Below are 17,707 nucleotides of genomic sequence, written 5' to 3' on the forward strand. Positions count from 1 at the left end.
CATTTTTATCATCAATTGATAACCATGAATTATCAAATAGAACTTAGACATCTTCTTTATTTTAAAGTATTAGCCGAAGAACTCCATTTCAGAAAAGCTGCTGAGCGTCTATTTATAGCCCAGCCCGGACTGAGCAGGCAGATCAAGCAACTGGAAGAAAACTATCATGTAACGCTGTTTGAGCGCAATAAAAGAAATGTCTCCTTGACAGAGGCCGGAAGTTATCTCTTTGACGAGGTTAATGAGCTGTTTAGACACTTAGATCAGATTGAAACACATCTTCAGAGTTTGGCCAACGGAAAAATCAGCACGCTAAAATTGGGCTTTATCGGCTCGGCAGTACAAACAATCTTACCTCAATTGTTGGTCACCCTCAAACAAAAGCAACCTGACATCGAACTGTCATTACACGAACTTGCCAATGAAACCCAATTGGACCTGATTCAAAAAAAGGAACTTGACTTTGGTTTTGTCCGCCTTACCGAAACTCCGATCGGACTGCATAGCCTTCCTATCCATACGGAACATTTCAGTCTGGTACTACCAAACGATCATCCCTTGTTAATACAGAAGAAACCTGATCTATACCAATTGAAGAATGAATCGTTTATTCTGTTTTCCAAAAATTACAGTCACTCCTATTATGATTTGGTCATGAGTATTTTTCAGGATCATCAATTTACACCGAAAGTTACGCTCCGTACAGTAAATGCATTAACCATATTTAATATGGTGGCTCAGGGATTAGGGGTCGCTATTGTACCTGCGTCGTTGAAAAATGGCTATCAGGTTGATGTAGGTTTTCTTGAGCTGGATGATTTAGTACAACGAACGACCCTGTCCCTCGTATGGAATGCGGAAAATCGCAATCCAGGGATACCTTTCGTTTTAGATATTATTGCTTCTCAGGGCCTAAATGCTGCAATTACCGAAACTTAGGCTTTTTTTATCGCGGAAATATTTGATATATTTACTTGACTATATATTTAAAAAACAAATTATGATTTTAGAAGTAGCCGTACTACAAATTATCGATGGACAACAGTCTAATTTTGAACGTGATTATAAAACAGCTTGCCAGTATATTAGCGCGAGCAAAGGATATATTACACATTCACTCCGTAAATGCCTTGAAAAGGATAATCAGTATATTCTATTGGTTGAATGGGAAACCTTAGAGGATCATACGGTAGGTTTCAGAGAATCTCAATTATTTAAGGAATGGGAAAAACTATTGCATCACTACTATGACCCATTCCCCACAGTGGAGCATTATGAAGTGTTAAAATAGTTTTTTCATCCATCTTTCTCAATAATATCTACTACCTTTGTAGAAATTACAAATTCAACTTTTAACCCTTGTAAAGTCCTGGACTTTGCAGCTATGTTCAGAATAAGATGTATACAAAAGAAAAAGCAAAAGTAAATAGTTTCACGGTAGATCATACCAAATTGAAACAAGGGATATATGCCAAAGCTTCCAATACCAATAGTAGCGCTATTGAAAGCTATACTACCTACGATATCCGCATGATCAGACCGAATTCGCCGGAACGCATGTTGTCTCCAGAGGTAATGCACACCTTAGAGCATTGTTTTGCGACAGAAATTCGAACAATTTTGGGTGATGAAGTTATCTATGTTGGCCCAATGGGATGCTGTACAGGATTTTATGTGGTTTTAGCTGGTACAGACAGAACTCCTCAGGCTGTTGCTGAATTAATGAAAGAAGTCTTGGAAACAATTTTGACCGAAGGCTATGAAGTTCCATTCCAAAACCCGATCAGCTGTGGTAACTACACGTTCATGGATTTCCCTTCATCTAAACAAGCTTGTGTCAATTTCTTGCATTTAATCAATGCTGGAGAGCTCGCGTTCGAATACCCTTATATTGAAGAAAATTAAATGATTCTTAACAAAGAGATTGAAACAATCATTCTGGTAGCAAATAAAAATGAACTATCTTTTACTACCAAAAACAAATCAACCTTCGTCTATGAAATAGGTGTTGGAAAAGTAAATGCACTGTTGTCGTTGGCGACGCTCTATGAAGACATTAGGGCATTGGATATCCATCCTGTTCTCCTAAATGTGGGTACGGTCGGATGTACACGTTACCCGATTGGACATGTCCTGTATCCAAACTACTATGCACAAGGCGATGCCTATACGGATGGATTCTTTTTAGAAAATACGCTTTTCTTGAAAGGGCAAGGAACAATTGAATCCGTCTCTCCTCAAGAGTTTAGCTATGATGAGGCCCTACTAACGTCCGATCGATTTATCAATGTGAATACGGCTTTCTACCAAGATATCAAACACCTGAATCCTTTGGCTTTTGATATGGAATCCTATGCACTGGCAAACTTCTGCTTACTTAAAAATCTACCTTTTCACAGTATCAAAATTGTTTCCGACAATTGTGATGGGACAGTAAAAGATTGGGAAAGTATTCTCGGTGAAATTTCTGGGCGACTGGGGACGATCCTCGATGAATTTATGAGTGATCGACTGGTCAAAGAAAAATTAGATGTACCCAGTCTGTAGGAAGATTGGATACCTTATAAAAAGGCCTGTAGTGTTCGCTACAGGCCTTTTTTTGCAAGAGCTTTCCCCCACTTACATCTAAATATAAATAGGACCAGCTGGTAACTAAATTTCTATTTATATCTCACAAAAATCATCGATAAGTTTTATTTGAATTAATCAAAACGTTTTTGCGCCAGGTTTTGTTCAACTACATAGATACGGACCCATCGTTATATTCATTATAACTCTTCTACACTGCAAATAAATCGATCTAATATTTTTATGAAGAATAAAAAGAAAATAATAATTTCAAATAGACTGCCGATACAAATAGAACGAAAAAAAGAAAAACTTATCATCAAACCGAGCGCAGGCGGTTTGGCTACTGGCTTAAATTCAGCCTTTGATACATCTGAGATCCTCTGGGTTGGATGGCCGGGAATCGTCCCCAAAGATGACCTCGAAAGGGAGAAAATCATCGCACTGCTTGAACCGATGAATCTGCTCCCCGTCTTTTTATCAAAAGAGGAAATCCGCAACTTCTATGAAGGATACTCCAATGAAGTCCTATGGCCAATATGTCATTATCAACCTAGCTATATCCATTTTGATCGGGAATACTGGTCAACTTATGTTACTGTAAATAAAAAATTTTGTGATGCCGCGCTATTGGCACAACATTCCTCTGATTTTATCTGGGTACAGGATTATCAGCTCATGTTGCTACCGCAATTATTACGTCAAGAAAATCAGGAACTCAATATTGGCTATTTTCATCATATCCCCTTTCCATCAGAGGAACTATTTATGAATATCCCTCAGCGGAAGGAGCTTATTGAAGGTTTACTCGGCGCTGACCTTATTGGTTTTCACACCTTTGCAGATAGCCAGAATTTTCTTAATGCCTGCAAGAAAGTATTACATGTACCTTGTGGTCACAATCAGCTCAAATATAGAGATAGACATATATTTGTCGAATCTTTCCCGATGGGTATAGATTACGATAAGTTTGTCCACACCAGCTCTCTTCCCGAGGTTAATACCATTGCTACCCAATTTCGCAGTCATTTTCCAGACCAAAAAATAATAATATCTGTCGATCGGCTTGACTATAGCAAAGGCATATTGGAAAGGCTGCGTGCTTTTCTCACCTTTCTGGAAAAATATCCAGAATGGCATTCAAAAGTCGTCCTGTATATGCTTATCGTCCCTTCAAGAGACAAGGTGTCACAGTACAAAAAGCTGAAAGACGAAATCAACCGAAAAGTAAGTGAGATTAATTCGATTTATGGCAATCTAAGCTGGACTCCTGTCCTTTATTTTTATAAATCCCTTCCATTTGAGGAGCTTATAGGACTCTATATTGCATCTGATATATGTATGATAACCTCTACGAGAGATGGTATGAATCTCGTCAGTAAGGAGTATATTGCCTGTAAGACCAGTTCCGATGGTGTACTGATACTGAGTGAATTTGCAGGCGCTTCAAAAGAGCTCGTAGATGCACTTATTGTCAATCCATACAACCGGGCTGAAACCGCAGACAGTATCTATCATGCACTTAAAATGCCACCGGAAGAGATCCGCGAACGTACAGAAGCTAATCGTCAGATTATTCAGAAATTTAATGTGCAGCACTGGGTTAGGCTTTTTCTAAATCGCATGGCTGAAACGAAAGCCATACAACGTGATGAATGGGCACGGCGAATTTCGGATAAAGTTTTTAACAGCATAGCCGAACGTTATAAACAAAGCCACAACAGGTTGTTCTTTTTGGATTATGACGGCACACTGGTCAAATTTCAAAATCACGCCCAAAAGGCCAGCCCAACCGTTCTTTTGTACAATCTTCTGGATAGTATTATCGCCGATCCGCTCAACACCTTGGTAATCATCAGTGGGCGCTCCCAGGAAAGTCTGTCTTCTTGGTTTGATGGACGCTCTTACTATTTGGTCGCAGAACACGGCATCTGGTCCAATTTCCCTAACTTTAATTGGGCGTATAAAAAGGGCTTAGCATTACATTGGATACCTGAAGTCAAAAAAATCATGGAGAAGTTGGCTGATCAGACACCGGGAGCGTATCTAGAAGTTAAGCCTTATTCCTTGGCCTGGCATTACCGCAAAGTAGAACAAGGACTCGGAGAACTCAAAGCGGCAGAATTAAAAGAAATTTTAAATCCCATGTTAAATGACTATGGATTACAGCTGCTTGATGGAAATGCTGTGATCGAAGTAAAAAATACCGAAGTCAATAAAGGAAAAGCTGCATTAGAGATCGCTGGACATATTAAAGCCGATTTTTTATTGGCTATCGGTGATGATGTTACCGATGAAGATCTTTTCAAGTACCTACCCCGCTCCACCATAAGCATCAAAGTGGGTAGCAATAAATCCGCCGCAAAATACTATTTGGATCAACAGGAAGATGTACTTCAATTTTTAAATCAACTTATTATAAATCATGAAGGAAAATAAGACAGCAAACAGACATATGTATCAAGCGGGCATCATTGGCAACTGTTCCTATATAGCCCATGTAGACATCAATAGCAATATTTCCTGGTTGTGTTGGCCCTCCTTTGAAGATAGTTTTGTTTTTGGTGGTCTGATCGATAAGACACAGGGCGGCCAATTTGCCATAAAACCGGAAGAGGAAGTTGTGGAAACGAAACAATATTACATCAAAAACTCAAATATCCTCTGCACAGAAATCCATACGGAATCTTTTGCCTATCGCATTACAGATTTCGCACCCCGATTTGAACAATTTGGACGGTATTTCAAACCACTGATGTTAATTCGGAAAATAGAACCGCTACGCGGTGCTCCCAGTGTCAATATCCAATGTCAACCAACAGGAAATTATGGCCGCAATATGCTAAAAGCTACACGGGGAAGCAACCATATTCTCTATAGCAGTGCTGATATCGGTGAACGCATCCGCCTGACAACAGACGTGCCGATATCCCATTTTTTTCAACAGGACAGCTGGACAATCATCAGCGAGAATAAATATCTTATATTGACGTATGATGCTGCTTTTGAATCCGCAATTGCCAGCACTTGTGAAGATTTCCTGCATAAAACATTAAGCTATTGGCAACGCTGGATTAAACGATGCAGTATCCCCAATATATACCAAAAAGAAGTGATTCGTTCGGCCTTGGTACTCAAACTACACCAATATGAAGATACAGGAGCTATAATCGCTGCATCTACCACAAGCTTGCCCGAATTTCCGGGCTCAGGAAGGAATTGGGATTATCGCTATTGCTGGGTACGTGACAGCTATTATGTGTTGACCGCATTGGCACATATCGGCCAGTTTGAAGAAATGGAAAGTTTTGCTAACTATGTCGCTGGTATTACGCATCACAATCCCGGCCGACTTCAACCCCTATATGGCATACTGGGGACCTCGGAATTAACAGAGCATATCCTTCCCTATTTAAAAGGATATCAGGATAGTGGCCCTGTTCGCATCGGCAACCAAGCATTCGAACATATCCAAAACGATGTATATGGACAGGCAATGATAGCCTTGCTCCCCCTGTTTACTGACCAACGTTTTAAAATCCATGAGAACAAAAATATACTGGGCTGGGTAAACTTTATCTTGGAGAAAATAGAAGCAACAATTGACGAGAAAGATGCCGGCATTTGGGAATTTAGAAATTTTGCCAACCACCATTGTTATTCTAATCTTTTCCAATGGGTTGGCTGCAAGGCAGCCCTGCTTATCGCCCGCCAAAATGGTTATCAGGATATGGAGCAGCGAGCCACTGCCTTACTCGAAAAAGCAAGCACCTATATTGAAGCCTGCTATGACGAAGAAAGAAAAGTTTACCAAAATGCCTTAGATAGCCACAATTTGGATGCTAGCACGTTACAATTGATTGTTATGGATTATTTGGACCCCAAATCGGATCGGGCACGGCATCATCTCGAAATGCTTGAAAAGGAACTGAAAGGTGAAAACGGACTCTTTTATCGTTACAAACATCAAGATGATTTCGGTAAACCAAAATCTACCTTTTTGGTCTGTGCATTTTGGTATGTTGAAGCTTTAGCTTGCGTAGGAAGAGTGGAAGAAGCAAAAGAAATACTCGAGAAGTTGTTGACTTATGGTAATCATCTCGGTTTATTCAGTGAAGATGTCACAGAAGATAATGGTAGCCAATGGGGAAATTTTCCACAGGCGTATAGCCATGTCGGACTAATGAATGCTGTCTATCGCCTTGCTATTAAATTAGACAAACCAATATTTTCATTATAACACAAAAAAAGCGGTCAATAATCATTGACCGCTTTTACTCTCATATGTAAGTTTACAACTTAATCGAATGCCTACATTTTATTTAACCAATCCTCCACTTCTTCTTTTGTCTTACCCGTCTTTTGTTGCAACTTACCTAACAATTCGTCTTCTTTACCTTCTGCATATAACAAATCATCATCAGTCAAATCAGCGTATTGTTGCTTTACTTTTCCTTTTAGCTCGTTCCAACGTCCTTTCCATGTTAAATTACTCATAATACTTCTTTTTTAGTTTAAAAATGAAATGATATACTATTTATTATTAAAGATTCTTTATATCAAATTTTGTTTATACTCATCGAAATGTTCGCATATTTCTTCCATTCCGATACTTTTACCCATTAAATCAATAAAGCGGTTTTTATAAAGGGAAAAAATATACTGCCCTGAACCGATACTTCCCAGCACGAATATGCCCTCGAATTCATTGCTTCTCACAAGTTTATCCTTCAAATGACATTCCTTCATTACGGGGATATTGTAGGAAGACCATTTTCCCATTCGATCTCTAAGGATCAATCCGATATCTTTTGATTTCATTATTTTCAACGTCCTTTCTGTCAATAGAACAGTGGTCAAAGCTTAAATGTTTCAAAAATTTAATGACTAAAATCAGAACAAGTGTTTAATTTCAAAACCCACCGTATTTATACGCCTGCCTATCATTTGACTACTTATCCCCGCTATCGGTCATCGCAAAGGTCAGGCTGGTATCTTCGGTTTAGCTAAACCTTCTGATTCCTTAATTTCATCGGAATATTCCGGAAAATATCCTCGATTAAAAAAAGTTTCCAAACGCTATGGAATGGAAACTTGATATTAAAAGTACTTGATATTAAAGATCTCCCATGGAGTAAATTTTATCGTTTCCCCGGTAAGTAGATCTGGAATCCAAGACCTACACCCAAACCACTTGCTCCGCTTCCAGTATTGATACTGGCCTTACTGTAGTTGTATCCAAAAGTTGCTTCCAGAGCGACCGTTCTAGTAATAAAATGTGCATAGCCGACATTAGCCCCTAATGCCAATGCTGCACTCTTCCCAACCGAGCTCCCAGAAATACCGATGTCACCCTGTCCGAAAAAACGTCCTGTGGACGAGCCCCCCCTAGGAAAATAGTAGCGAACAAAAGGTGCTATACCATAGGTCCATTCGTTATCCGCATCCTTCTGTGTTCGCAATCCAAGGTTAGCCTGTGCGCCGATCGCTAAACCGTCTGATACAAAATAGCCTGCGCGTGGTTGCAGTGCAGCATTAAATGACTTTCCTTCGAAACTATAACCCAAACTACCGATTGATCCACCAACCATCCAGTTGCCTTGACGGATAGGTTCTATCCCAACATCGGATGACATCTGGGGTGTAGTTTCGATCTTCTGTGCATTCGCCTGTAAACAAATACCGCCTGTAACCAATAAAAGTAGTGCAAATTTTCTCATAGTATCTTTCTTTAATAAATTACTTCAATTAATAACAAGCTCTCCATTTGAAAAGTTTTGTATTTATGATTAATATTATTTATTAAAACAGAAACCATCTTATCTCATCCAATAACCGACCTATCACAAAAAAAGTCAACGATTCGAAGCTGACAGCTGTTCAACCTGTAAAAAGGAAATCATGAGAACAACAATTCAATTTCGTAGTGGTACGCCGATGACATTTGAAAATGCTTTTATACTGCTAAGCGAAATAGATCCGATCGGCAATAATCCAGGTACCGATAATGGCACACCTGTACGCAAAGCACCGAAAGTTCCTGACTTGGAAGAAGTAATACCGGATAGTTATTATCCCGAAAGTGCTGAAGGCCCCGACCCCACAGAGGAAGAACAACGGGATAGAGACGATCTGGACCATATTGACCAGGATCGTGACAAACATCCGCGACGGCCAGATCATGAAGAAGAGGATATCTATTCTCCTGACACTGACCAAGAGGAGGATGTCGAGGAAAAAGGCTTATAATCAAGAATTAAAATAAAATGATATGACCAAAAATCATGGCAAACAGATCAAAGACGACGCGAAATATGAAGCTTTACGTCGTGAAGGTTATAGTAAAAAAAAATCAGCCCGTATAGCCAACACACCCGATTCTGGAAAAAAAGGCGGAAAAAGCACTGATTTGGATGAAAGAAGCAAAACGGAATTGCTTGCCGAAGCAAAAAAAATCGGGATAAAAGGACGTCATAAAATGACCAAGGAAAATCTAATCAAAGCGATTCGTTCCTAACCAAAAAACTCCCTTAGATGAAGGGAGTTTTTCGGTCAGCGATTTCCTATTGTCCCGCTGATAACCCATCTACTGTCTGACATCCGTTGAACTGTCTTTTCCTGTGGAGTCCACTAGGGTTGTATCCTTTTGCATACTCATCTTTTGCTGCTCACTTAAATTATATCTCGTCTCATCCGCATCAGTCGGAGCAATATTATCCGACTGTCCGCTTCCCTCCTTACTATTTGAAGAATTTCCACAGGAAGATAATGATGTGCCACAGAGCAGCGCAATTCCAATGATTGTTATTAATGTCTTTACTTCTTTCATATTTGATTTATTTTTGTTTACTAATATTTATTAAAGAAACCCTGTTCAAGAATCTTTAGTTCAAAAAAAAATGAAAAACTGTCTGATATGCCCCTAAAGCTGAACAGTTCTCAGGATGCACGCCCATACTAGTCCCCACGTAGTTAAGACATTTCTTGCGGGAATAAATACCCTATTCACTCCCGGCAAAAAAAGTACGGTGAATCCTTTTAAGGGGAATATTTCTCGTATAAATCTGCTTCACTTGTAGTATTTCCGCTACAAGGCATAAAAACCCGGCTATACGTATTTTCCGCATTTACCTGTTTAAACAAGCTTCAACAGCATTATTACAGCAAAAATTAGCACTCTAATTGTACTATTCTGCTAACAAATCAGTCAATTCAATAAACGAGAGATATCATGAATAATTCCAATTTAAACTTACTTGTCGAAGAAAAAAGAAGCTTATTAAAACATTTCGCTGGAAAATTCACCACCGATCCAGACGAAAAGGAGGACTTGATTCAGGAAACGCTTATTCGCGCATTGAAGTCGATCGATGACTTTATTAAACATCCCAAATTAATGTCCTGGCTATATGTGATTATGAAGAATGTTTACATTAATCAGTACCGCAAGGCCAGGCGAACTAACGATATCCATGAAACCTATATTGGTCTCGAATCCTATAATACAACAGAAGTAAATAAAGGCGAGAACAAATTCGTATCAGATGATATTGAAAAAGCAATGTGTAGCCTTTCTGAGGAAAATTACCAGATCTTTCAGTTATTTCTGGAGGGGTATAAATACCATGAAATAGCTTCCTATTTTGGCATGCCGGAAGGGACAATAAAGACCAGAATACATATGACCCGCAAAAAATTACAAAAGCAGTTAAAAGTATATCAACTTAAATAAAACCAAAGATCATTTTTGCTGTTAACATAAAACTAGTTCTGCACAAAAATTAAACAATACACAAAAAAATAATTATGGAGTCTAAAATTATAAAATTCAATCAGTACTATCTGCCGATCTTGCTGATTATTTGCGGCGGTCCCATTGGAAAGAAGGGTAACAAAACAGCCGTTTTATCAAATACAGCCACACCTGTAAATAAAAAACAGTCTACGGAAAACGCAGAATCGGGAAAAAAAACTGCTTTTAACAAATCAAAGTAAGAACCACTTCAATAAAAGAAGACCACTTTAATCAAATAAGGTGGTCTTCTTTTTTGCTGCGCAGTCAAAAAGACTAAATTCTTTTTAGCTGCTATTCACTTCAGGAAAGTAGAAATACCTGTCCTTCGTTTTTTTTAAACAGAACAGGGCTAGCATGAGTTCTTAAGTTGATAAAAATATGCACTTAAATCAAAAATAAATGGAAACGATAACAATCAATGATAGCACATTAATCAATGATTTGATACAAATCAACAACGACCGTATTGCGGGATATAAAAAAGCTATTGAAATCGCAGAGCGACTGCATATTGATAACCTAAATAACGTATTTGTTGAATATATGAGTCAATCCCAAGTGTTCATTGAGGAACTCAAACCGTATCTAGAACAGCAAGCTAAAGCAGCTACCGATGGCACCATGATCAGTGGGAAGCTTTTTAGAATATGGATGGATATCAGATCTGCCATTTCAGGAAACGATGAAAAAAGTTTATTATCAAGTTGCGAACAGGGCGAAGATGCCTTTAAAAGGACCTATAAGGATGTGGTAGATAATCAAGATTGGGAAATTACCCATGATCTTCTACTTCTGATTGAAAAACAGCTCGCCATACAACTTGAAGCTCACGAATACATTAAAACTTTACGGGACAATGCTTCTTAATTCTTCTCGTTTTTATCCAAACGAACTAAGATCCTTATTTCTCAGTAAATGAGGATCTTTTTAGTACAGCTTGTTACACAATAAATGACCTATATGAAAACAAAGGATAGTAGAGGATATACAAGACGAAAAGTTAGGCAGACCTTTAAATACTTTGATAATGCAGGTAATGAGATTACCGATAAGAAGATATTAGAAAGAATAAATCTTTTGGCTATTCCGCCAAATTGGAAAGATGTCTGGATTTCAAAATATGCAAAAAGCGATCTACAGGCTTATGGTTTTGATCAAAAAGCCCGCAAACAATATATCTATCATCACAAATTTGTTCAGCAAAAGCAGGAAGAAAAATTTAAGAATATCCGCTATATGGGACAATATCTACAAGATCTTAGAAAAATAACCTCCCGTCATTTGAAATATCAAGACTGGAATATGGAAAAATTATGCGCAATTGCTTTTAAAATAATGGACAGTACACTGGTAAGGATTGGAAACAAGCGTTACACATTAGAAAATAAATCCTATGGCCTCAGTACCCTCGAAAAAAGGCATGTTAAAATAGTGGACAATACCATTACTTTAACCTATAAAGGGAAAAAAGGAGTTTTTCAGAAAAAATCCTGGAAAGACAAACAACAAGCGAAGCTACTTACTGAATTGCTCCAATTTAAAGGAAAAAATGTATTCCAACTTGATAAAGCACAATGGGAAAGTACATTTTGCGGTCGTACTTTTAATTCTTATCTACAGCAACATTGTCCCGGCCGAATCAGTTGTAAGGATATTCGCGTATGGGGAGCCAGCCGTGAGGCTTTCAATCTATTATCCAAGATAAAACAAGGTGACGATTTAAATACACGAAAAAAGCAGCTCAATGAAGTCATAAAAACAGTAGCCAAGCAGCTTGGCAACACCAAAACAGTTTCCCAAAAATACTATATCCATCCCGCCATACAAATAACATTTCTGGAAGGAGTATTTCCGTTTATTAAGGAAAAACTTACAATAAATAAATTAGAAAACAAGCTATTCCGCTTCTTATTAAAATCGAGCAAATCTCTTAACGCCCAAACTTAAACCATTGGGACAAGGGATGTTTTCTATTTTCCAACCAACAGGCAACCATTTCCATTGCTGCGACCGAAAATGTAATCCCATTGCCTCCAAAGCCACAAACAAAATAGCTGTTTTCAAACTCTTTATGTTCCCCAATATACGGCAGGCCATCACGGGTTACTCCGAAAGTTCCAGCCCAGCTAAAATCTGTAAAAAACGGTTTATTGATGATCTTTTGGAAAGACTTTTCCAGCTTTTTTGACTTTTGAGCAATCAATGCATCTCGCTTTTGGGGATTACGAAACTCTTCATCCCCTCCGCCGATCAAAAATCGACCATCATCAGTTGTTCGCATATAAAGATAAGGGTCAGAAGTGTTCCAGATCAATACATCTTTATACTGTTGATACAATACCGAATCCACTTCGGAGACTATGGCAAAAGTACTTAATAAGTCTACAAACTTCTCGGGAATAACACTGGCAGTTTCATAGCCCGTACAATATATAATTTTTTTCGTTCGGATCGTTGCCCCTGTCGACATTGTAACGAGATTGTGAAGCCTATTCTTTTTAACAGAAATAAGTTCAGTTTTATCATACACTTCCAATCCCTTTTTGGTATTATGATTCAATAATTCATGAGCAAAACAAAAGGCATCCACACTGGCACCGTGTCTGGAAAGGATCCCCCCATAAGTATTGGCTAAACCGTATCCGGTTTGAATATCATCAGTGGATAACCAGTTAACCTTAAAACCTACGGATTTCCTTGCCATAAACTCCTCCTTTAGCCATGAAACATCTTTTTTACGTGCTGCATAATATAGTGAATCCTTCCTGCGAAAACCGGCTTTAGATTTAATCTGCCGAGCAATTGAGCCAATATCGTCTATCGCTTTGTTACAGGCTATATAGCTGGCAATAGCCCCCTCCTCACCGATCAGTTTTTTCAATCGATACAGTGGCGTATCAATCTCATATTGCAACATGGACGTTGTTGCTGCGGAGCTCCCGTTAACGATCTCCCGCTTGTCAATAAGTATACAGCTCTTTCCCATGGATATGCATTGGTGGGCAATAAGTGCTCCGGTAATTCCACCGCCAACAATTAAAATATCGCAGGTTTTGTCCTGATGCAATGAGGGATAAGTCTGTATAATTCCATTTTTTACCAACCAAAAAGGTTCATTAGATTTTAGATCCATATAATTCTCCAACAAATGCACTTATAACCACACACGAAAGGAAAAAGTTTTGGATTATCTTTTAAAACGTACAACCGAATATGCTGCATTCTTATTATTGCTGTATTGACTTTAATAACGATAAACAAGCTTATTTCCAGGATTTTTAGATGTTCAATATTTAATTGAACTCGCATAATTCACAAAATTTTGGTCAAACCAAATTGAATCGAATTGGGTTCTCTATAAAAAAGGCATGAAAAATATTATTCCCGAACAGAAAGAAGGCAAGAAATTGGATTGCTTTGAGTCAGTGGACTTTGAGAGTACTGTAATAGCGGATACAGCTTTTGATTCTGCGTGCTACCATCTTTCACAGGTTAATCACTGGTATGAGTTAGCGACCATACCGGCGACCACGTTTCAGTTAACAGATCATAATGGTTCTCCTATAGACCGCGCCTTGGCACTACATGACTATATTAGGTTGGATATTCCAGGACCTGGCCTTCCAAGTAGTGCGGGATATGATTGGGTCAATGTCGTTAATATCACCCAAGATTCAACTCCTGAATATAAATTATATGCTTTAACCTTGAAACCCTGCCCCGATCCAAGGCATCCAGAAAATAAAGACACCGCCCACTTTTTTGAAGGGGTCTCCTCCTCTACGTTTCTCGTAGAACAACGACGCAATAGCATTTTAATTCAATATGCCGGACGAAACGAAATTATCAACGTAGAAAATCATAACCTTGGGGACAATATCAGAAACTTAATCATCGGAATGGCAGCTAAAGTAGGCGCCTCTTATCCACAATGGAAATTGCTCGTCAAAGGCCTTGCCAACCATATCCGCAGCGAACACAGCTAATATAATGTGTGAGGTTCACGCGTAATAAAATTTATTTCGGAGAAAATAATTTCAAAAATTGAAATTCAGTAACTAAAAATATGCTTTTTGCCATAGTTAACCATTCAGTTTGTATTATATTTTTTCGTACATTTAAGTAATATCATAAGGAGTTTTTCGGTTACTATGAGTACTGCTTTTCAATCTAACAACCAAAATATGATCAAACTTCAGCATTTTGGTAGTCTTGTCGTTCTTGATGAAGAATATACTATTTTGGCGCTGAGCGAGTTTGCAGCTGAAAAAGCTGGCCGAGCGATTAATACATTATTGGGAACTGATTTTTTTGAAAGTTTTGGTACCGTCTTTGGAGACGCTATAAAAAAAATAGCGAATGCCTTGAGCGAGTTACGCGAAAATGGCCAGTCACGTCATATTCTTCCAATTAAAGTATTCCGTGAACGGGTTTATTTTAAGTTTAAGATTCATAAAAATCGTTTTTATATTGAATGGGAACAACAGCATAAAAAATATATATCCGCAAGAAAAATAAACGAATTCAACTTTTTACTTGATACGATCCAACCCAATAATTGGGATCGGGTCTGTTTAGCCATCAATAAATTATTGAATTACGATCGTGTTTTTGTTCTGCAAGTTCAGGAAACAGGCTATAGTGAAGTAATAGCTGAACACACTTCTGACGGAAAACCATATTTTAAAGGGAAGGAATTTTCCAGGGAATTCATGCCCCAGGAGGCAATGGACTATTATAGTGGCTATTCATATCGTTATGTTCCCAATATTAGGAAAAATGATCAACATTTTGTGTATAAAGAAGATAGCATTGATACCCTCTCCAGTCTGCTTTGTCCGCTTCCGCATCTCCATCGTCTTTTTTTGGAAAAAATCCATGTTCAGAGTGCGTTATTTTTCCGGATTTGCATAGACGATGAATTTTGGGGCCTCGTTATCGCTCAGCATGCTGAAGAAAAAGTCGTTGATCTACAGCAACGTAAACTTTGTACGTTTGCAATACAAGCCGCTACCAACAAATATGAGAGTCATATTAAACAAAACCTGCTTGAACGAACTGAACTCCTCAATACTGCGGAAGTTGAACTCAAAAAAAGCTTATCTGAAAATAAGATGGTCAATTGTGCCTTAGTTCAGCACATGGATACCTTAACGCAATTAGTGAATGCTGATGGGTTATCGATATTCAATCAGGGTGATGTATTCAGTCATGGTTTTACACCACATAAGGACCTATTTTATAAAATCATTCAATTTCTCCAACAACACAGCGATAAAGCCTTATTCAAGGATTACAATTTTAGCTTAAATCATCAGCATCATTTTAAAGAAAAATTGAATTTCGCGGGGCTGATGTATCTCAAAGTTGGGCTCGAAAACGATTATTACCTTGTATGGTTCAGACAAGCAACTCAAAGTCGCGTAATGCAAATCAAACCGAATCGAAACCGGTTACAACACCCTGATCATTTAGAATTATGGGAAGATGTCCGTCATGATGTTGCAAAGCCATGGAATGACGCTGAAATCAATTTCGTATTGCGTTTAAATCAGATTATCAAGGAATCAATATTCAGAAAGCTCAAAGAAAGACAATTACTTAACGAAGAACTGCTGAGCCTGAATAATGAGTTAGAAATGTTTACTTATACCCTATCACATGATCTGAAAAATCCTTTATCAATCTTAAAAATGGGTATTCAATTTCTACAACAGCACTCCGACAACATCGATTTTTCAAAAACCAACAAATGGTATCAAAATTTCAGCAGAAGTGTTTCCAATATCGAAGACATCATTAACAATATTGTTCAATTGAGCCAGAATCGGGCAAGTGTTCTGAATAAAGAACCACTTCCAATGGCTTACACATTACAGCGGATTTTCCAAGAAAATAAAATATTATATGACGCAACGGAGTGTCAGTCCCATTTTGGACAATTGCTGCCCATATGGGGAGAAAAGAGCGCTGTTTATCAAATATTCACAAACCTCATTGTAAATGCAATTAAATATTCCGCTCAATCAGATAAGCCAACGATTAAAATCGAGAGTACCAACCAAGATGATATGACTTATTATCGCATCCAAGATAATGGTATAGGCATCCCTGAAGATCATTTACCACATATTTATGAAATGTTTACGCGGGCAGACAATGTTGGTGGAATTCCGGGCACTGGCATTGGCTTATCTCTTGTTAAGCGTGTTATGGAACGTCTAGGTGGTACTATAGAGATCGAATCCAAGGTCGGATCGGGAACGACAGTTCACCTATACTTCCCTATTGTAGCTCCTTTTCCCGAACATATGCTCAATGATTAACCATATACCGGTGGAATGGTTTCTACAGGAAATGAAGGTGGAGACTTTACGAAAGTTAACGCTAATTTTTCTTCGTTAACTTTCGATAGACAACTATGGTCATCACAAAAATAAAAATGAAAACAAAAAGCCAAATCCCAGGTTCAGTATACCATTCATTTGAATTCCCTGTATTTAATGCTTCTGTTTGCCCAGGTTGCGTTACTACGGCTATCAACACATTCGCTAAAGTATGGTGTACTCTCATTATAATTTACGTTGTTTATCCAATATAGAGAACTCCTGTCAGTCCAAGGTGGTTTGAATCTGATTAGTTTAAACCAATTATCGTTTGTAATTGTTCTATTTATAAAACAATAGTTTAAAGGACATAGCTCTTATATTCAATTATAAAACAATGGAAAAAACATTACAACATTCGATAGTAAAACAAGGTTTAATTATTCTATATTATTTCAGCAATAGATGGTATCGTAAATGTCTACTTACAGAAAATCGCGTGCCGCCCTCAAATACCGCTACATCAGTGCAGGATATTGACGGGGAAATTATATGTACTACAGAAGATACACAGTATACTGATGGAGACAAGTCCGACATTTCCGGTGTCAGGCAGCATCTAATTAATAAAAAACCAAACCAGTCCCCTATTTCGAAAAAAATGGCTAAACCGAATGAAAATGAAGATTAACATCGATCTACTGGCCTTATACTAGCGCTATCTCATCGCTTACGTATGGTATAGCGCAACATCTCTTACCATACAGTATAATATAATAAGGAAAGATCAATCTGTGTCTTTTTTCCTATTTTCACTTTTGGTTTCTTTTTTATTGTGTGTACTATTTCCAGCTTTGATCTCATTTTCGGTGGACTCCCTACTATCGAGATTATTTTTGTTTAAGACTGTATTGCCTTTGACCTTCTTGATCGAGTTGTTCTTATTCTCCATAACAATTGCCTTTAAATTTTGAAATGATTCTATTTGATGAACATTTATCGGCGACATTTCGTTGAA

General features: G+C 38.0%; 20 protein-coding genes. 14 read left to right on the top strand and 6 right to left on the bottom strand.

Features of this window, described 5'->3' with window-relative positions; genetic code table 11:
• The first annotated feature begins 24 nt into the window (after positions 1 to 24).
• The 6 genes from ABDW32_RS20995 (at position 25) to ABDW32_RS21020 (ending at position 6,808) form a co-directional block, all read left to right on the top strand.
• Positions 25 to 939, top strand: a complete 915-nt coding sequence (locus ABDW32_RS20995; RefSeq protein WP_343565795.1) for a LysR family transcriptional regulator — start codon at positions 25 to 27, stop codon at positions 937 to 939.
• 61 nt (positions 940 to 1,000) lie between these two features.
• Positions 1,001 to 1,291, top strand: a complete 291-nt coding sequence (locus ABDW32_RS21000; RefSeq protein WP_343565796.1) for an antibiotic biosynthesis monooxygenase — start codon at positions 1,001 to 1,003, stop codon at positions 1,289 to 1,291.
• Between the two features lie 107 nt (positions 1,292 to 1,398).
• Positions 1,399 to 1,905, top strand: a complete 507-nt coding sequence (locus ABDW32_RS21005) for an S-ribosylhomocysteine lyase (RefSeq protein WP_343565797.1) — start codon at positions 1,399 to 1,401, stop codon at positions 1,903 to 1,905.
• The gene (locus ABDW32_RS21010; RefSeq protein WP_343565798.1) at positions 1,906 to 2,547 is read left to right on the top strand and encodes a hypothetical protein; all 642 of its coding nucleotides are present in this window, start codon (positions 1,906 to 1,908) and stop codon (positions 2,545 to 2,547) included.
• A 264-nt stretch (positions 2,548 to 2,811) separates the two neighbouring features.
• Positions 2,812 to 5,007 carry a bifunctional alpha,alpha-trehalose-phosphate synthase (UDP-forming)/trehalose-phosphatase gene (locus ABDW32_RS21015; RefSeq protein ID WP_343565799.1) on the top strand — a complete coding sequence of 732 codons (2,196 nt, stop codon included), beginning with the start codon at positions 2,812 to 2,814 and terminating at the stop codon, positions 5,005 to 5,007.
• A complete protein-coding gene (locus ABDW32_RS21020; RefSeq protein WP_343565800.1) occupies positions 4,994 to 6,808 on the top strand; it encodes a glycoside hydrolase family 15 protein in 1,815 nt (604 codons plus the stop codon). The genes ABDW32_RS21015 and ABDW32_RS21020 overlap by 14 nt, the downstream gene beginning before the upstream one ends.
• 71 nt (positions 6,809 to 6,879) lie before the next feature.
• Here ABDW32_RS21020 and ABDW32_RS21025 read toward each other — a convergent pair whose 3' ends face one another.
• The 3 genes from ABDW32_RS21025 to ABDW32_RS21035 all read right to left on the bottom strand — a co-directional run bounded on the left by ABDW32_RS21025 (position 6,880) and on the right by ABDW32_RS21035 (position 8,288).
• A complete protein-coding gene (locus ABDW32_RS21025; protein ID WP_077434089.1) occupies positions 6,880 to 7,065 on the bottom strand; it encodes a CsbD family protein in 186 nt (61 codons plus the stop codon).
• A gap of 57 nt (positions 7,066 to 7,122) precedes the next feature.
• Positions 7,123 to 7,389, bottom strand: a complete 267-nt coding sequence (locus tag ABDW32_RS21030) for a hypothetical protein (protein ID WP_343565801.1) — start codon at positions 7,387 to 7,389, stop codon at positions 7,123 to 7,125.
• Between the two features lie 320 nt (positions 7,390 to 7,709).
• Positions 7,710 to 8,288, bottom strand: coding sequence for a hypothetical protein (locus tag ABDW32_RS21035; RefSeq protein WP_343565802.1), 579 nt, complete (start codon positions 8,286 to 8,288; stop codon positions 7,710 to 7,712).
• 181 nt (positions 8,289 to 8,469) lie between these two features.
• Here ABDW32_RS21035 and ABDW32_RS21040 point away from each other — a divergent pair, with 181 nt between their 5' ends.
• Positions 8,470 to 8,817: a hypothetical protein gene (locus ABDW32_RS21040; RefSeq protein WP_343565803.1), complete on the top strand. Its 348-nt coding sequence runs from the start codon at positions 8,470 to 8,472 to the stop codon at positions 8,815 to 8,817.
• 22 nt (positions 8,818 to 8,839) lie between these two features.
• Positions 8,840 to 9,085, top strand: coding sequence for a Rho termination factor (locus ABDW32_RS21045; RefSeq protein WP_343565804.1), 246 nt, complete (start codon positions 8,840 to 8,842; stop codon positions 9,083 to 9,085).
• Positions 9,086 to 9,154: 69 nt separating this feature from the next.
• Here ABDW32_RS21045 and ABDW32_RS21050 read toward each other — a convergent pair whose 3' ends face one another.
• Positions 9,155 to 9,397: a hypothetical protein gene (locus ABDW32_RS21050; protein ID WP_343565805.1), complete on the bottom strand. Its 243-nt coding sequence runs from the start codon at positions 9,395 to 9,397 to the stop codon at positions 9,155 to 9,157.
• A gap of 402 nt (positions 9,398 to 9,799) precedes the next feature.
• On the opposite strand from ABDW32_RS21050, the gene ABDW32_RS21055 reads away from it, so the two are divergent.
• The 3 genes from ABDW32_RS21055 (at position 9,800) to ABDW32_RS21065 (ending at position 12,310) form a co-directional block, all read left to right on the top strand.
• Entirely contained in the window at positions 9,800 to 10,300 is a 501-nt protein-coding gene (locus ABDW32_RS21055) for an RNA polymerase sigma factor (RefSeq protein ID WP_343565806.1), read from the top strand.
• Positions 10,301 to 10,762: 462 nt separating this feature from the next.
• The gene (locus tag ABDW32_RS21060; RefSeq protein WP_343565807.1) at positions 10,763 to 11,230 is read left to right on the top strand and encodes a PA2169 family four-helix-bundle protein; all 468 of its coding nucleotides are present in this window, start codon (positions 10,763 to 10,765) and stop codon (positions 11,228 to 11,230) included.
• Between the two features lie 93 nt (positions 11,231 to 11,323).
• Positions 11,324 to 12,310, top strand: a complete 987-nt coding sequence (locus ABDW32_RS21065; RefSeq protein WP_343565808.1) for a hypothetical protein — start codon at positions 11,324 to 11,326, stop codon at positions 12,308 to 12,310.
• Here ABDW32_RS21065 and ABDW32_RS21070 read toward each other — a convergent pair.
• Positions 12,294 to 13,496, bottom strand: coding sequence for an FAD-binding oxidoreductase (locus tag ABDW32_RS21070; RefSeq protein ID WP_343565809.1), 1,203 nt, complete (start codon positions 13,494 to 13,496; stop codon positions 12,294 to 12,296). The genes ABDW32_RS21065 and ABDW32_RS21070 overlap by 17 nt on opposite strands.
• 235 nt (positions 13,497 to 13,731) lie before the next feature.
• On the opposite strand from ABDW32_RS21070, the gene ABDW32_RS21075 reads away from it, so the two are divergent.
• From ABDW32_RS21075 to ABDW32_RS21085, 3 genes are all read left to right on the top strand, one after another.
• A complete protein-coding gene (locus ABDW32_RS21075) occupies positions 13,732 to 14,349 on the top strand; it encodes a hypothetical protein (protein WP_343565810.1) in 618 nt (205 codons plus the stop codon).
• Positions 14,350 to 14,547: 198 nt separating this feature from the next.
• Positions 14,548 to 16,689, top strand: a complete 2,142-nt coding sequence (locus ABDW32_RS21080) for an ATP-binding protein (RefSeq protein WP_343565811.1) — start codon at positions 14,548 to 14,550, stop codon at positions 16,687 to 16,689.
• 397 nt (positions 16,690 to 17,086) lie between these two features.
• A complete protein-coding gene (locus ABDW32_RS21085; RefSeq protein ID WP_343565812.1) occupies positions 17,087 to 17,380 on the top strand; it encodes a hypothetical protein in 294 nt (97 codons plus the stop codon).
• 96 nt (positions 17,381 to 17,476) lie between these two features.
• Here ABDW32_RS21085 and ABDW32_RS21090 read toward each other — a convergent pair whose 3' ends face one another.
• On the bottom strand, positions 17,477 to 17,641 hold the full coding sequence (locus ABDW32_RS21090; RefSeq protein WP_343565813.1) for a hypothetical protein: 165 nt from the start codon (positions 17,639 to 17,641) through the stop codon (positions 17,477 to 17,479).
• Between the last annotated feature and the right edge of the window lie 66 nt (positions 17,642 to 17,707).

The organism is Sphingobacterium sp. (assembly GCF_039596235.1).
Classification (GTDB): Bacteria; Bacteroidota; Bacteroidia; order Sphingobacteriales; family Sphingobacteriaceae; genus Sphingobacterium.